Source organism: Clostridia bacterium (genome assembly GCA_017620395.1).
Classification (GTDB): domain Bacteria; phylum Bacillota; class Clostridia; order Oscillospirales; family RGIG8002; genus RGIG8002.
This window is the reverse complement of sequence record JAFZQJ010000026.1, coordinates 27599-43369: the sequence shown is the minus strand read 5'-3', so window position 1 is coordinate 43369 and position 15771 is coordinate 27599. Positions and strand designations below refer to the sequence as shown.

The 15771-nt window shown below is 54.3% G+C and carries 11 protein-coding genes; 9 read left to right on the top strand and 2 right to left on the bottom strand.

From position 1 onward, the window contains the following. The first annotated feature begins 66 nt into the window (after positions 1–66). Positions 67–216, top strand: a complete 150-nt coding sequence (locus J5441_05250; protein ID MBO4934553.1) for a hypothetical protein — start codon at positions 67–69, stop codon at positions 214–216. A 1738-nt stretch (positions 217–1954) separates the two neighbouring features. Here J5441_05250 and J5441_05245 read toward each other — a convergent pair. Both J5441_05245 and J5441_05240 read right to left on the bottom strand, forming a co-directional pair. Beyond that, on the bottom strand, positions 1955–3175 hold the full coding sequence (locus tag J5441_05245) for a patatin family protein (GenBank protein ID MBO4934552.1): 1221 nt from the start codon (positions 3173–3175) through the stop codon (positions 1955–1957). Between the two features lie 51 nt (positions 3176–3226). Beyond that, a complete protein-coding gene (locus tag J5441_05240) occupies positions 3227–4123 on the bottom strand; it encodes a phosphatase PAP2 family protein (GenBank protein MBO4934551.1) in 897 nt (298 codons plus the stop codon). 277 nt (positions 4124–4400) lie between these two features. On the opposite strand from J5441_05240, the gene J5441_05235 reads away from it, so the two are divergent. The 8 genes from J5441_05235 to J5441_05200 all read left to right on the top strand — a co-directional run bounded on the left by J5441_05235 (position 4401) and on the right by J5441_05200 (position 15707). Next, the gene (locus J5441_05235; GenBank protein MBO4934550.1) at positions 4401–5075 is read left to right on the top strand and encodes a LexA family transcriptional regulator; all 675 of its coding nucleotides are present in this window, start codon (positions 4401–4403) and stop codon (positions 5073–5075) included. Between the two features lie 57 nt (positions 5076–5132). Then, a complete protein-coding gene (locus J5441_05230; GenBank protein ID MBO4934549.1) occupies positions 5133–6485 on the top strand; it encodes a glycine--tRNA ligase in 1353 nt (450 codons plus the stop codon). A 127-nt stretch (positions 6486–6612) separates the two neighbouring features. Next, entirely contained in the window at positions 6613–7446 is an 834-nt protein-coding gene (locus J5441_05225) for an ABC transporter permease (GenBank protein MBO4934548.1), read from the top strand. Positions 7447–7458: 12 nt separating this feature from the next. Then, positions 7459–8745 carry an ABC transporter ATP-binding protein gene (locus J5441_05220; protein MBO4934547.1) on the top strand — a complete coding sequence of 429 codons (1287 nt, stop codon included), beginning with the start codon at positions 7459–7461 and terminating at the stop codon, positions 8743–8745. 52 nt (positions 8746–8797) lie between these two features. Then, a complete protein-coding gene (locus J5441_05215; GenBank protein ID MBO4934546.1) occupies positions 8798–12247 on the top strand; it encodes a glycosyltransferase in 3450 nt (1149 codons plus the stop codon). 1 nt (position 12248) lies between these two features. Then, the gene (locus tag J5441_05210; protein ID MBO4934545.1) at positions 12249–13661 is read left to right on the top strand and encodes a glycosyltransferase; all 1413 of its coding nucleotides are present in this window, start codon (positions 12249–12251) and stop codon (positions 13659–13661) included. A 104-nt stretch (positions 13662–13765) separates the two neighbouring features. Beyond that, positions 13766–14449, top strand: a complete 684-nt coding sequence (locus tag J5441_05205; GenBank protein ID MBO4934544.1) for a response regulator transcription factor — start codon at positions 13766–13768, stop codon at positions 14447–14449. After that, the gene (locus J5441_05200) at positions 14439–15707 is read left to right on the top strand and encodes a HAMP domain-containing histidine kinase (GenBank protein MBO4934543.1); all 1269 of its coding nucleotides are present in this window, start codon (positions 14439–14441) and stop codon (positions 15705–15707) included. Before J5441_05205 ends, J5441_05200 begins: the two co-directional genes overlap by 11 nt. Positions 15708–15771 lie beyond the last annotated feature (64 nt).

Here is a 15771-nt window from a genome sequence, read left to right as displayed (position 1 = left end):
GGACAGCGGCCGTTTTATAATACGGTCGTAAAGCGGAAGAAAACTCCGCGGAAAGAGGTGGTGAAAATGGAGGAGGATATTGACGAACTGTTTGACGACAGCGGCCTCGGCGACGTCGATTTCAGCGAAATGCTGCTCGCGCTGCTCGCCGCGGAAGAGCAGGATTTTACCGATCCCGAGCCCGATTACGACTACGAAGGAGGAGAAGACGAATGAGCGTCTGGCTGGCGGCTATCGTTTTGTGTCCGGTATTCATTTCCGTCGCAAAACTGATGGAATACCAAAACAGAGCGTGATACCACGCTCTGTTTTTTTCATGCACTTTTTCCGTCGTTTCTTCGGCAGATTTCCGCACTTTTTCTAAATCCGCCGTATTTTCTTTAGAAAACCCTTGACTTTTCGCGCCTTTTCTGGTATTGTTTCCGTAGAAAGTCTGATCAACCATCGCTTCGGGCGTCGTGACGGCTGTGTTCTCAGCTGTCGTCGCTGCGGCGGAAGCAGCAGCAATGGCGGAAGACTTTCTTTTTATATACATTGTTTGCAGTGAAAGCCGGCCGCGCGCGAAGAGTTCAAGTTTTTTTCGTTTTCGGTGTTGACTTTCCCGTCGGTATCGGTTATACTTTTTACATAAGAGATACCGTTTCCATTTAGGGAGTAAGTCGGAGTGACGCTCCCAACACCGTTAGATCGGTGTGCGGTAGCTCTTATTCTTTTTGTTATGTCGTAAATATGGTAGGTACCGTCATTTTGCGCCCGTTCGGGTATATTCCGCGCTTTTTCCGGCGTATTGTCGGCAGATTTCCGCACTTTTTCTAAATCCGCCGTATTTACTTTGGAAAGCCCTTGACTTTTCGTGCCTTTTGTGGTACGATTCTCATAGAAAGTCTGACTTACCTGCGTCTTGGACGTAGAGGGTGCTATATTATTAGTGCTCGAGGCTGTGGCATTCGCAACAGCAGGGGTTGTAGCGGACTTTCTTTTTATATACATTGTTTGCAGTGAAAGCCGGCCGCACGCGAAGATTTCAAGCTTTTTTCGCTTTCGGTATTGACTTTTCTACCTTTATCGGTTATACTATCGACCGTAGAGGCACTGTTTCTCCGGCGGTCAGTCGTAACGACCCCGTCGTCAGCTATATGCTGCGCAGTGTCTCTTTTACTTTTGCCCGCGTTTCTTTCGGTATTGACTTTCCTGCCGCTGTCGGTTATAATAATACCTGTAGAGGCATTCTCCGTTGGCGACAAGCCTGGGTTGCTCGCAACCCCGCCCGCCCTTTCAGAGATGTCTCTATTACTTTCTCCGCGTTTTTTCTTTCGGTATTGACTTTTTCCGCTGGTATCGGTTATAATAATACCCGTAGAGGTACTCACTGTTGGCGACAAGTGTGAGTTGTTTTCAACCACGCCCGCCCTTTCAGGAGTATCTCTATAACTTTTCCCGCGTTTTTTTCTTTCGGTATTGACTTTTCCGCCTTTTTCGGTTATACTATCAACCGTAGAGATACCGTTCTTCAGGCGGCCAGTCGTAATGACCCCGTCTGCGGCGTAAGGCCGCGCGGTGTCTCTTATACTTTTACCCGCGTTTTTTCGGTATTGACTTTTCCGACGTTATCGGTTATACTATCAACCGTAGAGATACCGTTCTTCAGGGAGTAAGTCGGGTTGACGCTCCCGCCGGCGTAAGGCCGGGCGGTGTCTCTTTTACTTTTACCCGCGTTTCTTTGGTATTGACTTTCCCTGCGGTATCGGTTATAATAATACCCGTAGAGGCATTCTCCGTTGGCGACAAGCCCAGGTCATTTCGGACCAAGCCCGCCGTTTCAGAGGTGTCTCTATTGTCAAGAATCCTGATCGGTACTGCTTAACGGGGATTATACCTTATTAACGGACAGCCGATAGGGTTCTTTTTTACGCACAAAACGCCCGCACAAGCGGGCGTTTTATGTTAAACGTTATTATTCCATAAAGTATTCACTGTCTTTCGGCCAATTATACGAGGTTATGCATTGGCTGACTTCCCATGTTGTCCTACTCGGCGCGCTCTCTATATACGAAGCGTTGACCTCCGTCAGATCTATCTCAAACTCATTGTCGCACATAACGAAACCCCAAGTCTTTATATTGCTCAGCTCTACTCTGTACGGGTAAACGTCCATATCGACCTTCATATTCTCCGATACAGGTGACTTATCAGTGATCGGACACACTCGTTTGATCGGAGAAGACGGAGCTTCAAATTCGTCTCCGGTTATCATAACCGTTAAATAATCGCCGTTGATATTGATTTCAAGAATATCCCCTTCCCTGCAAAACCTCAAATCGTTCAGAAACGCTTTCAGCTCCGTAAGCCGGCGGAGCGCTTCCGCCCTGCCGATTTGATAAACGCGCTCAAGCTCGTCCGGGTCCTTCTCCGTGCGGCCTATCTTCAGCGGCTCGGGAGGGCGGATAACGAGGGCGGCGCCGGCTCGTTCGCGTTCGTCGATCTCGTCCATCTGTCCGTTATACATCAGGTGGCGGTCCGCCATCGCCTCGACGAGCTTCGGGTATTTGCGGAGCTTGCGTCTGACGAGCGGCAGCGCCCTGCTTTTCTTTTTGCGGTAGCCCTTCGGCTGAGTCAGAATTATGACGTTCCGGTTATAGCCGAGCGACTCCATGAAGCGATACGGCACGGCGTCGACGATACCGCCGTCGAGCAGCTCGCGGCCGTCGATCTCCACGACGCGTGAAACGAGCGGCATCGACGCGGAGGCGCGCATCCACTCGAAATCGGCTTCGCCGCCGTCCGAGCACTTGTGATATACCGCTTCGCCGGTGTTTATATCCGTCGCGCCGACGTAAAAGTCCATCGGGTCCGCGGCGAAGGTCTCGCGGTCGAAAACGTCAAGCTCCAGCGGGAGCTCGCGGTAGCAGAAGTCCACGCCGTAAAGGTCGCCCGTTTTGCGCAGCGAACGCAGACTGCAGTAGCGCGGATCTTTGCAGTACGCTTTGTTATACCTTATCGCCCTGCCGATCTGGCGCGACTTGTAGTTGCAGCCGAACGCCGCACCCGCGGAAATGCCCGCGGCGGCTTCGAAGTCTATTCCGTTTTCCATCATCACGTCGATGACGCCGCAGGTGAACATCCCGCGCATCGCGCCGCCCTCCATGACGAGAGCGGTCTTCGCTTTTTCTTCCATAGCCGTTCCCTTTGCTTAAATCCCCGCGCACAAGACGCGGGGATCGTTTCATTATATCAGTCTGAACATTTTGAAGGCCAGCGGCGCGGCGGTCGCCATCGCGAATCCGCCGACAAGCGCTACCGGTATCAGCATAAGGTATTTGTCCGCTCCGAGCAGCCACAGCGGCAGGAAGACCACGCCCGCGCAGAGCCCGACGGCGATAAGTCCCACCGGCAGGCGCAGAACGCGCATCCACCACTTTATGTCCCCGGTGGAGAACTCGATATATTTATTTTCCGTCAGCATCCCGAGACAGCCGCCCCAGAGCAGCGCGAGCAGCGCGGCGGTGATAAGCAGCTGCTTTCTCTCCACTCCGAAAAAGTTCAAAAACATAAGCGCGGAGGCGACTATCGGGATCGCGATGAAAGTCTTTTTCTTATTGATCTTCACGCAGATATGCACGACCGCACTGACGCAGAATCCGACGGCGAGCCCGGCGAGTACGTCCGTCGGCCAGTGCATTCCGAAGTACAGACGCGACACGCCGACCAGCACGGGGATCAGCAGAAGCGGCCAGTATTTTTTAAGACCTTTCCTGTAAGCGATACCGGAAATAAGCGAGGCAGACGCCTGCGAGTGTCCGCTCGGGAAGGATTCGGCGAGATATTCGCCGTCGTGCAGCTGCGAGTCGTAAATGTAATCGTATTTACCCCTGCGCAGCTCGTTCTCGTGAGTCGCGACCGGACGCGCTCTCGCGATTATTCCCTTCAGCAGAGAATTAACGTAGCAGCCGGAGAAAACGTCGAGCGCAATTTCCTCACCCGTCGCCTTGTCAAAGCACCAATAAATAATCGGAACAAAAGCCGCGACCACGGCAGTTCCGCCTATTGTTGAGAAAACTCCGAAGAAGAAGTCGAAAAAATCGCTGCCTATCTTCTGAATAAACTGCAGAATATCAAGCTCCATCACATACCTCCGGTATAAAAAGCCGCAAACGGCGCGTATTTCTTATAAAATAACCGATTGTTTGTCAAACAGACGCTTTTACGTTGACAATTCGACGGTTTTTTCCTCTTTCTCCCCGATTATAACACATCAAACCCCGCTTTTGGTATGAATTTCATTCATATTATGAATTATTTTCAGAAAAACCCTTTACAAATATGAAATAAACTCATATAATGGGTATAATAATGATTATTAGTGTCAATATGTGTAATTGTCCTTAAACGGGAGGCGAACGATGAACAGAATATGCGAACTGCGCAAGCAGAATAAGCTGACGCAGAAAGCGCTTGCCGAAAAACTGATGGTCGACCAGTCCGCGGTTTCCTACTGGGAATGCGGAAGGGCTCTTCCCGATACGGCAAAGCAGATCCTGCTCGCCGATCTTTTCGGCGTCAGCATAGATTACGTGCTCGGAAGAGACGTTCCGAAGGGCACTCCGCCGGGAGTGCTGCCCGAAGCGGGCGCACAGCTCGTTTTCGTCCAGCCGCCGGTGCAGGCGCCGCCTCCGCCGGAGCCGACGAGATATATCAAGGTCTATTCCTCGCTGAACGCCGCGCAGTTTGCCTCCGGCAACGCGGAGGTCATACAGACGCTTGATATTCCCGAGGACTGGAACGGAGAATATTACGGCATCCTCATGCGCGGAGATTCCATGGCGCCCCGCTATCTCGACGGCGACGTCGTTATCATCCGCCGTCAGACCGTCTGCAGCAACGGGCAGGACGCCTTCGTCTTCATCGGTCAGCAGGAAGGCACTCTGAAAAAGGTCTTCCTCGACTTCAACCGCTCGGTAACGCTGAAGCCGAACAACCAGGCGTACCGCACGCTCTATTTTTCCGAGCGCGAGATAGCCGCCCTTCCGCTCGTTATAGGCGGGATCGCGGTCGAGCTGCGCCGCAAGATAGTATAATCCCGAACAGATAATAATTATAAAGGAGATATTACCGTGAACAACACCGAAAAAACGATGGAAAAAATAGTCGCCCTCTGCAAAAACAGAGGATTCGTATACCCCGGCTCCGAAATCTACGGCGGCCTGGCTAACGCCTGGGACTACGGCCCGCTCGGCGTCGAGCTGAAGAACAACATCAAACGCGCGTGGTGGAAGAAGTTCGTCACCGAATCCGAGACGAACGTCGGCCTCGACAGCGCGATACTTATGAATCCTCAGGTCTGGGTCGCCTCCGGTCACGTCGGCGGCTTCTCCGACCCGCTTACCGACTGCAAGAGCTGCAAGGCGCGCCACCGCGCGGATCAGCTCATCGAGGCCGCCGGCGGAAACCCGAACGGCATGAGCTTTGAGGAAATGATGGCCTACATCCGCGACAACGGCATCACCTGCCCCGCCTGCGGCGGCAAGGAGTTCACCGATATCCGCAAGTTCAACCTCATGTTCAAGACCTTCCAGGGCGTTACCGAGGACAGCAAGAGCGAGCTCTTCCTCCGCCCCGAGACCGCGCAGGGCATCTTCGTCAACTTCAAGAACATCCAGCGCACGACACGCCGCAAGATCCCCTTCGGCGTCGGTCAGATAGGCAAGTCCTTCCGCAACGAGATAACTCCCGGCAACTTCATCTTCCGCATCCGCGAGTTCGAGCAGATGGAGCTTGAGTTCTTCTGCAAGCCCGGCACCGACCTTGAATGGTTCGACTACTGGGAGGGTTACTGCCGCGACTTCCTCTACTCCCTCGGCATGAAGCCGGAGAACCTCAAGCTCCGCCAGCACGAGCAGAAGGAACTGTCGCACTACTCCAAGGCGACCACCGACTTCGAGTACCTCTTCCCCTTCGGCTGGGGCGAGCTCTGGGGCATCGCCGACCGCACCGACTTCGACCTGCGGCAGCACAGCGAGCATTCCGGCGAGCCGCTTGAATACTTCGACCCCGAAACGAACGAGAAATATATGCCCTACGTCATCGAGCCTTCGCTCGGCGCGGACAGAGTCACCCTCGCGCTGATGATCGAAGCCTACGACGAGGAGACCGTAGGCGAAGGCGACGTCCGCGTCGTGCTCCGCCTGCATCCGGCGATCGCGCCCTTCAAGGCGGCGGTGCTGCCCCTCTCCAAGAAGCTCAACGAAGGCGCCCTCGCCTTCTACCGCACGCTGAAGAGCGAATACAACGTCGACTTCGACGACGCCGGCTCCATCGGCAAGCGCTATCGCCGCGAGGACGAGATCGGCACGCCCGTCTGCTTCACCTACGACTTCGAGAGCGAGCAGGACGGCTGCGTTACCGCCCGCGACCGCGATACCATGGAGCAGGTTCGTATCCCGATGAGCGAGGCTGCAAAGTATATCGCCGAAAAGCTCCGCTTCTGATAACGCAAAAACAAACGGGCAAGGCGTTCCGCCCTGTCCGTTTGAAGCGCTTGACTTTTTCTTTCATTAGTAATATAATGGCGTGACGCTTGCAACGGCGTCGGGAATAACGGAACGGGAATGTAAAATGGATTTTATAAAAAACATTATCAAAAACCGCAGACTCATATGGCAGATGAGCCGCAACGACTTCCGCAACAAGTTCTCCAGCATGTCGCTCGGAACGGTGTGGGGCTTCGCTGTACCTCTCGTTTTTATGACGATATACTACGTCATATTCAATTACGTGCTCAAAAGCGGCGATATCGTCACCCCGTCCGGACTGCAGATACCCTTTATCGTCTGGTTTTTAAGCGGTTTCTCGATGTGGCTTTTCATCAGCGACGGCCTAACGAGCGCCACGACCTCAATACGCACCTATTCATATCTCGTTAAAAAGACGGTATTCAACGTCGACGTTATCCCGGTGTTCACCCTGCTTTCAAACGGGATAGTCGCACTCGTGGTCTTCGGCATCGCCGGGACGATATGCGCGGTCTACGGGATCGTACTCGGTATACCGCTTTTCCCGAATGTGCTCCTCGCGTTTTATATCATCATCGCGGCGTTCATATTCCTCACGGCGCTGACGCGGCTGACCTCCGCGCTTGCGACGAAGGTCGCGGACGTGATGGCGGTCATCAACATCTTCATCCAGATTATATTCTGGTTTTCCGCGATACTCTGGGATATCAAGATCCTCGACGCGCAGGTTCCGATACTCGGGCAAATACTGCGCTTCTCGCCGTTCACATATCTCGTCTACGGCTTCCGCCAGGCCTTCACGGCGGATTATTTGCCCATAATCACAGCTAAATACGGGCTTTATACCCTCGGCTTCTGGGTAATAACCATACTCGTTTTCCTTTACGGCAACTACGTCTTCAACAAAAACAAAAAAGACTTTGCCGACGTGCTTTAAGGGGGTGCGGATATGGAACCTATAATCAGCATAAAGAACCTCAGCAAGCGTTACAAGGTCTTCGCCCGCAAGAAGGATATCATCGTTGAGGCAATGTTCCCGAAGAAGAACAGACATACGCTTTTCACCGCCGTCAACGATATAAGCTTCGACGTTTATGCGGGCGAATCGGTGGGTATCCTCGGATGCAACGGCGCGGGTAAGTCAACCCTGCTCAAAATGATAACCGGCGTCGTTTCCCCGACCGAAGGCAGCATAAAGATCAACGGCCGCGTCAGCTCCCTGCTTGAGCTCGGCACAGCGTTCAACCCGGAACTTACCGGTTACGAAAATATATACCAGCACGGTCAGATCTTCGGCCTGACGAACGCCGAGATCAAGGCGCGTGAGCAGGAAATAATCGACTTTGCCGATATCGGCGACCACCTTTCCCAACCGGTGAAGACGTATTCGAGCGGTATGTTCGCCCGCCTCGCCTTCGCCTGCGCGATAAACGTCGACCCCGATATACTCATCGTCGACGAGGTGCTTTCAGTCGGCGATATGGCGTTCCAGATGAAGTGCTTCAAGAAGTTCGAGCAGTTCAAGGAGCGCAAAAAGACGATACTGTTTGTTTCGCACAACGTCAACGACATCCTCACCAACTGCTCCCGCGTAATGATACTGCAGCAGGGAAAGTGCATCTTCGACGGCGACGCGAAGGAAGGCGTCGAGCGCTATAAGAAGCTGATGAGCGGCATCGATATGGACGAGAATCGCGGCGGAGCGGCAAGCGAAGAAAAGCCCGTCTCCGCGGCATCCGGCGCCGTCGCCGTTGAAGGCGAAATGAAAAAGAACCACGAGCTCAACAGCGATATTCTGATTTACGGAAATCAAAAGGCCGAGATAGTCGATTACGGACTTTTCGGCGCGGACGGCAAGCAGACCAACTCCATCAAAAGCCACGAACAGGTCACTATCAGGATGAAGGTAAAGTTCAACGAACCGCTGCAGGAGCCCATCTTCGCCGTCGGCTTCAAGAACGCGCAGGGGCTCGAACTCTGCGGCGTGAACACCTTCGCCTATAAGACTCCTACAGGGGACTACAAGCCCGGAGACGTCGCAAATATCGAGTTCAAGCTTACCGTGCCGCTCGCAACGAACAAGTATTCCGTCTCGTTCGGATGCACGAAATTCGATAACGACGGTAATCTCGAGATATTCTGCCGCCATTACGACGCGTTTTTCATAGACATATCCGCGCGGCCGTTCGCCATAGGACTGTTCGATCTGGAAAGCAGCATAACAGTCACCAGATAACTTCAAAGCTATACCGGAGGATAAATCAATGCAGGATAAGCGTTCAGAAGATATGAATGCCAATTATGTCACAGACGGCAAAAACGGCTCCGCCGCCGTTTTTCAGGAATACCCCTGTGACTACGATACCGCATACGATTATTCGCCTTTACGCGGGAACGTCGTCGTCTGGTGCGATATAAGCGGAAGGATACTCGAAATAGGCGGCGAACGCGGCGCGATTACCGGCGCGCTCCTGAAAAAAGGCAGCGTCGTTTCGGTAGAGTCAGACACCGAAAAAGCCTCCGCGCTCCGCGAAAGATATCCGGAAGCAAAGGTCGTCGCTTCAATCGACGACGCCGGAAGCGGCTTTGACTGCGCCGTACTTATAGGTACACTCGAGGAATACGCGGACGGCGATGAACCCGGCTTTCTCCGGCGCGTCTGCGAACACCTCAAGCCCGAAGGCAAACTGATAATCGCAGTCGATAACTCGCTCGCGGTCGGAAAGCTTTCCGGCAGGGCCGCAGAAACGTACACGCGCAAGGGCTATACCCTCGCGGAGTTCCGCTCAATGCTTGAAAAAGCCGGACTTAATTACTCCTCCCTGCTTTATCCCGCTCCGGATTACCGTTTCACCAACGTCATATTCAGCGACAGGCAGCTTCCGGATACGGAAAGCATCAAGCGCCGGCTTGTATACTACCCCTCGCAGCCGACGGCGACCTTCAGCGAAAACACATATTTTCGCCGCTTGATCGAAGCCGACCCGCAGACCTATCCTCTCATCGCGGACGCGTTCCTCGTCGAAGCTTCGCGTGCGAACGCTCCGAAAACGCCAAAGCTCGTCTGTTTTTCTCTCTACCGCAAACCGGAATACGCAATCTATACCGTAGTCGACGACGAATACGCGCACAAGTACCCCTCAAACGACAAGGCGATCGCGCATATCGAAACCATCGGAAAAAACATCGCCGAGCTGAAAGAAAGCGGCGTCGCAACGCCCGATTCTTACGCCGACCGCGTCGTTACAAGCCGCATCTGCAGCGGAAAGACCTTTGACAAGCTTCTGCTTGAAGCCTATCGAAGCGGCGGAATAAAACGCTTCAAAGCCATGGCCGATGGCTTTTTCCTCGCGGTTTGCAACGCGTTGGGAAAAGGGAGTAGCACCGATACCATCTTCGACAGATTCTCCGTGGAGCTGACCGACGAACAGCGTGCAGACCTGCGCTTTCTCAAGCGCGGATATATGGATATGATCTTCCAGAACTGCTTCGTCGAGGACGGGCGCTATATGTTCTACGACCAGGAGTGGCGCTTTGAAAACACGCCGCTTGAATATATTATTTTCAGAGCGCTGACCAACAGCGAAGTCATTACGGAAACGGTACGCGAAAACCTCTTCAATCTGTTTGGAATATCCGAATACGTCGAACTGTTCAACGAGCTGAACCGCGCGTTTTCAGACGAGGTATACAGCGATTTCTACAAAAAATGGTACGCGATAGAATACGCGACCCCCGATGAACGCGCGTCTGCGTTTGCGTGCGAGATCGAAGATCTCAACTTAAAGCTCAAGGAAGTTTCGGATGAAAAAAGCGCACAAATAAACAAACTTAAAGCGTCCGACGAAAAAGTCCTCGCTCTGCAAGGGGAAATCGAAAGAATGGAAAACCGCCGCTTCGGCAGACGGTGCGTTAATTTTATGCACGCGCACCCGGCGCTCCATAAATCCGTGAAAATCGTACTCTCGCCGTATAATTATTTGAGATGCCGCATTAAGGCAAAACGCGAAGCGCGTTTCAGCACACCGAACGGCGTCGCTGACGCGTATTCTCTTTGGATAAAACACAACTGTCCGGACAAGTCGGAGCTCGAGAAACAAAGAGAGCGCGAATTCGCCGCCAAACCCGTTTTCAGCATTCTCACTCCGCTTTATAACACGGACCGTAAAATGCTTGAGGAAATGATATGCTCCGTAACGGCGCAAACCTACGCCGGCTGGGAGCTTTGCCTCGCCGATGCGAGCGACGACAAACACGGCTATGTCCGCGAGGTCGCGGAAAAGTACGCCGCCGAAGACTCGCGCGTCATATACCGCCGGCTCGATAAGAACCTCGGCATCGCCGGCAATACCAACGCCGCGGCGGAATTTGCCTCCGGCGACTATATCGCGCTGCTCGACCACGACGACGCCCTTGCGCCGGACGCGCTTTATGAAATGGCTTGCGTCGTGAACGCGGAGCCGGAAACCGATTTCATTTACACCGATGAGGATAAGTTCTCCGATAACATCGAGCGGCGATTCGAACCCCATTTCAAACCGGATTTTTCAATCTATACGCTGCGCTCCTTCAACTACATATGCCATTTTACCGCGTTGAAAAAATCGCTGTTCGACGAAATAGGCGGTTTCAGCTCCGGATATGACGGAGCACAGGATTACGACCTTTTCCTCAAGGCCTCTGAGAAGGCAAAGCTTATAAAGCATATTTCTAAACCGCTTTATCACTGGCGCGTCCACCCGGGTTCGACAGCCGCTTCCGCAGGAAGCAAAAACTACGCCGAGGAAGCCGGGCGAAAGGCCGTCGAAGCTCATCTTCGACGCGTCGGCGTTGAAGGCGAAGCGCTGACTACCGATCTCCCCTTCCGCTACCGTGTCAAGTACTCGCTGAAAAGCAAACCCCTTGTTTCGGTGCTGATCCCGAACAAAGATTCCGCCGATGATCTGAAAAAATGCGTTGATTCGGTTCTCGCCGCGGATTACGACAACGTTGAAATAATCATAATTGAAAACAACAGTGAAACCGATGAGATATTCGCGCTTTACGATGAGCTGTCGAAAGACAGCCGTATCCGCATCGTGCGTTACACTGACAAGGGATTCAACTATTCAAAAATAAACAACTTCGGCGCCTCCTACGCGCACGGCGAACTTCTGTTGCTTTTGAACAACGACATCGAAGGCATCGGAAACGAATGGCTGTCAGAGATGGTTTCCGTCGTGTTGCAGAACGGCATTACCGCTGTCGGCGCACGCCTGCTCTATCCCGATGATACGGTTCAGCACTCGGGAGTCATAATAGGACTCGGCGGCGTTGCCGGCCATATAGAGAAGATGTTTGACGACAATGACTGCGGTTACTTCGGTTACGGCAAAAGCACGCGCGAGGTCGGGGCGGTCACCGCCGCGTGCATGCTTATGCGCCGCGACGCCTTCGACGCCGCAGGCGGACTCGATGAGAAGTTCGTCGTCGCCTTCAACGACATCGATCTTTGTATGAAGCTCCGTGCGAACGGAGGGAGGATTATTTACACTCCGCACGCGCGGCTTTACCATTACGAATCCAAATCCCGCGGCCGCGACGACGATACTCCGGAAAAGATCAAACGTTTCAAGTCGGAAATCGACAGATTCCAATCAAAATGGAAGACCGAGCTTTCCGCCGGCGATCCTTTCTTCAACAAAAACCTGCGGCTCGACAGCAACGAGTACCTCCCGAGAACGGAAAAGGTCATCTGAAATGACAAAAAAGCCGAGTGAGAAAAAAGCAAACGAATTACGCATAGCGCAGGAACGCGCGTTCAGTTTTGACGCGCCCTGCCGCTTCTGCGTATCGGTATACGGCACAGAACGCGGTCCAAAGGTTCTCCGCGAGCTTATTGCGTCTTTGAAGGCGCAAACCTACCCCTTTGAGCGGCTGCTGATCCTCTGCGGCAGCGACGCTTCCGAGCGCGCGGCGCGGCGTGAGTCGGCAAAGGACGGCAGGATAACCTGCTTCCGCGACGCCGCTTCGCTTTACGCCGCGGAAAAGGAAAGCGGATGCGACTGCACGGTGCGGATCTCCTCGCCGATTCCGGACGGCTGTCTGTTCGGTATAAGACAGGCGATCATGATGCGCCCGGAAAAGCAGGCGTTTGAGGACAAAGCAAACGGCGTCCGCGCGTTAAGAGGATCCGCGTTTTCAGAAAGCGCTGACCTCGTCGACTGTTATCAGATCGGGGTCCGCCCACGCAATACCGCTCTGACCGACCCCGGAAACGACGCCCTTATCAGCGCCGGAATGGTCGTCTTCAACGGCGACCTCGAAAAGGTTGCCGCAAACGTTGAAAACATACTGCCCTCCGTCAGCCGGTTCTTCATCGTAGATAACGGCTCTGACGATATATCGTCTCTTGAGGCGCGTTTCCCCGCAGGCGGCAAGGTGCGTTTTATCAGAAACGGCGAGAACAAAGGCATCGCCTTCGCACTCAACCGTGCGCTCGACGCCGCAGCGGAGGAAGGCTTTGACTGGATTCTCACGCTTGATCAGGACACATTGTGCGACAGCGGTATTCTGAACATCTATAAAAGATATATCCGTATGCCGAATATCGGGATAATCTCACCCTTTATCATCCACCGCGGGAAAATGTCCGTTGAAGAGTTCGCCGCCGGTAGTGCGCCCGAGATCGAATTCATTTATGACTTCGGCAGCTGCATCACCTCCGCCGCGCTGACGAACGTCAAGGCGGCAAAGGAGATCGGCGGCTGGAACGAGGAGCTTTTTATCGACGCGGTCGACTTCGATTTCAACTACAGGCTCATGAAGGCCGGCTACCGCATACTGCGCGCGAACGACACGTATATCGTGCAGGAGATCGGCGAGCGCGTACCGGTTAAGCTCTATAACCTCGTATACCGTTTCGTCGGCGATCACAAATACCACGGGCCGAAGTATTTCTCCGTACACTCAGACTTCCGCCTCTATTATATCGCGCGGAATTACAAGTGGTTTTTGAAGAAGTACAGGGCGAAGTCCCCCACCGTCAACAGGTGGGCGAACTTCAAGGATATGCTGCTGCGGTTTATGCTCTATCCGAAAGGGCGCAGCAGGATAAAGATGCTCCGCGCCGTCCGCAGGGGCCGCCGCGACGCAAAGAAAATGAACTATTGACGCAAAACGGCGTAAACTGCGCCGTTTTCGTTATATAACCGCGTTTTTTCAATCTTTCTTCAATCCTCGCCCGCTATTATTACGGTGAAACGGAGGGACAAAGCATGAAGCTTCTGCTTGCCGAAGACGAAAAAAGAATGAACCGCGCGCTCTGCGAGATACTTCGCCAGGAGGGATACGACGTCACCTCCGTCGAAAACGGCGAGGACGCGCTTTACGAAATCGAGGGCGGCCTTTACGACCTTATCGTGCTCGACGTCATGATGCCGGGGATGAACGGCTTCGACGTGGCGAAAAGCGCGCGCAGGGCGGGTATCCGCACGCCCATCCTCATGCTGACCGCCAAAAGCGAGCTCGACGACAAGGTCGAGGGGCTCGACAGCGGCGCGGACGACTATCTGACGAAGCCGTTTTTGACGAAGGAGCTGCTCGCGCGGCTCCGCGCGCTCGGCAGACGCAACGTTCCGACGGACGACGGAAGCCTTAAGTTCGAAGATATAACCCTCGATACGAAAAACGCGGAGCTCCGCTGCGAAAACGGCAAGAGCGTGCGCCTCGGCGAAAAGGAAATGCGCATTCTCGAATATCTTATTTCAAATCAGGGACGCGTCCTGACGCGCGATCAGATCGCGCTCAAGGTGTGGGGATACGAAAGCGACGCCGAATACAACAACGTCGAGGTCTACACCTCCTTCGCGCGCAAGAAGCTGGCCTTTGTCGGCTCGCGCTGCGAGATAAAGGCGATACGCGGGATAGGCTACGAATTGAGGTGCCGTGATGTTCAATAAAACGAGAAGAAAGATAGTTTTCACCGTCGTTCTGTCCCTGCTGGCGCTGATGGCGGTAACCCTCGGGACGATATACTTTTCCAACCGCGCCGCGCTCCGGCGCGAGAGCGAGAACATACTGAGCGCCTACGTCGAACGCTTCACGCTCGACGGGCAGCCGGCTTTCCCGAACGAAAGCGACAAGCCCGACGACAAACACGACTTCGCTCCGCCGGAGCCGCGCGACAACGAAAACTTCCGGGGGATCGAGCCGGCGTTCCGACTCTCAACCTTCTATTCGGTAGCGTACTCCGGAAGCGGCGAAGTGCTCGCGATAAACAACGGCAACAGGAATATGCAGAGCGACGAATCGCTGCTCGAGCTCGCGTCGTCGGTTCTTGAAAAAGGAAAGCGCAGCGGCGCGGTCGGCAGTATGACGTATATACTCGATGAGCGCGAGGACTACACCCTCGTCGCCATGCTCGACGGCACGATAAACGACAACAACCAGAAAACTCTGATAAAGCTGATGCTGATAATCGGCGCTTCGGCGCTGGCGGCGCTCTTCGTCATCTCGATCTTCATAGCGCGGCGCATCGTCCGTCCGCTTGAGGAGAACGACAAGCGGCAGAAGCGTTTCGTCTCCGACGCGGGTCACGAGCTGAAAACGCCCATCGCCGTCATCTCCGCCAACAGCGAGCTGCTCCGCAGGCAGGGCGGAGAAAGCGAATGGCTCGACAACATCGACTACGAAAACGGGCGAATGAGCGAGCTCGTCAAGCAGCTGCTCGCGCTCTCCCACGCGGAAAACGGCGACCTGCCGACCGAAACGCTGGACTTCTCGCAGCTCGTCAGCGGAGAGGTGCTCCCCTTCGAGCCGCTCGCGTTTGAAAAAGGCGTGAGGATTGAATCCGACGTCGAGGACGGCGTCACGGTCGAAGGCAACCCGAACCAGCTGCGGCAGCTCGTTTCGATACTGCTCGACAACGCGCTTTCGCACGGGACCGGCGATGAGATCGCCGTTTCGCTCAAGCGCGATAAGCATTCCGCGGTCCTCGCGGTCGCCAACGACGCGGCGGGGCTCGACGCGGAAAAGGCCTCCCGCCTTTTCGACCGCTTCTACCGCGGCGACGAGGCGCGCGGCGACGCCGGCTCGCACTACGGGCTCGGGCTTTCCATCGCCAAGGCGGTCGCCGAAGCCCACAAGGGCGAGATCCGCGCCGACTTCAAGGACGGCAGAGCCGTCTTCACCGTAACGCTGCCGGTAAAGAAAGCGTAAACGCGCGATGTATCATTAATAATATAAAGAAGCCGCCCTTAGGGCGGCTTCTTTATACGTATTC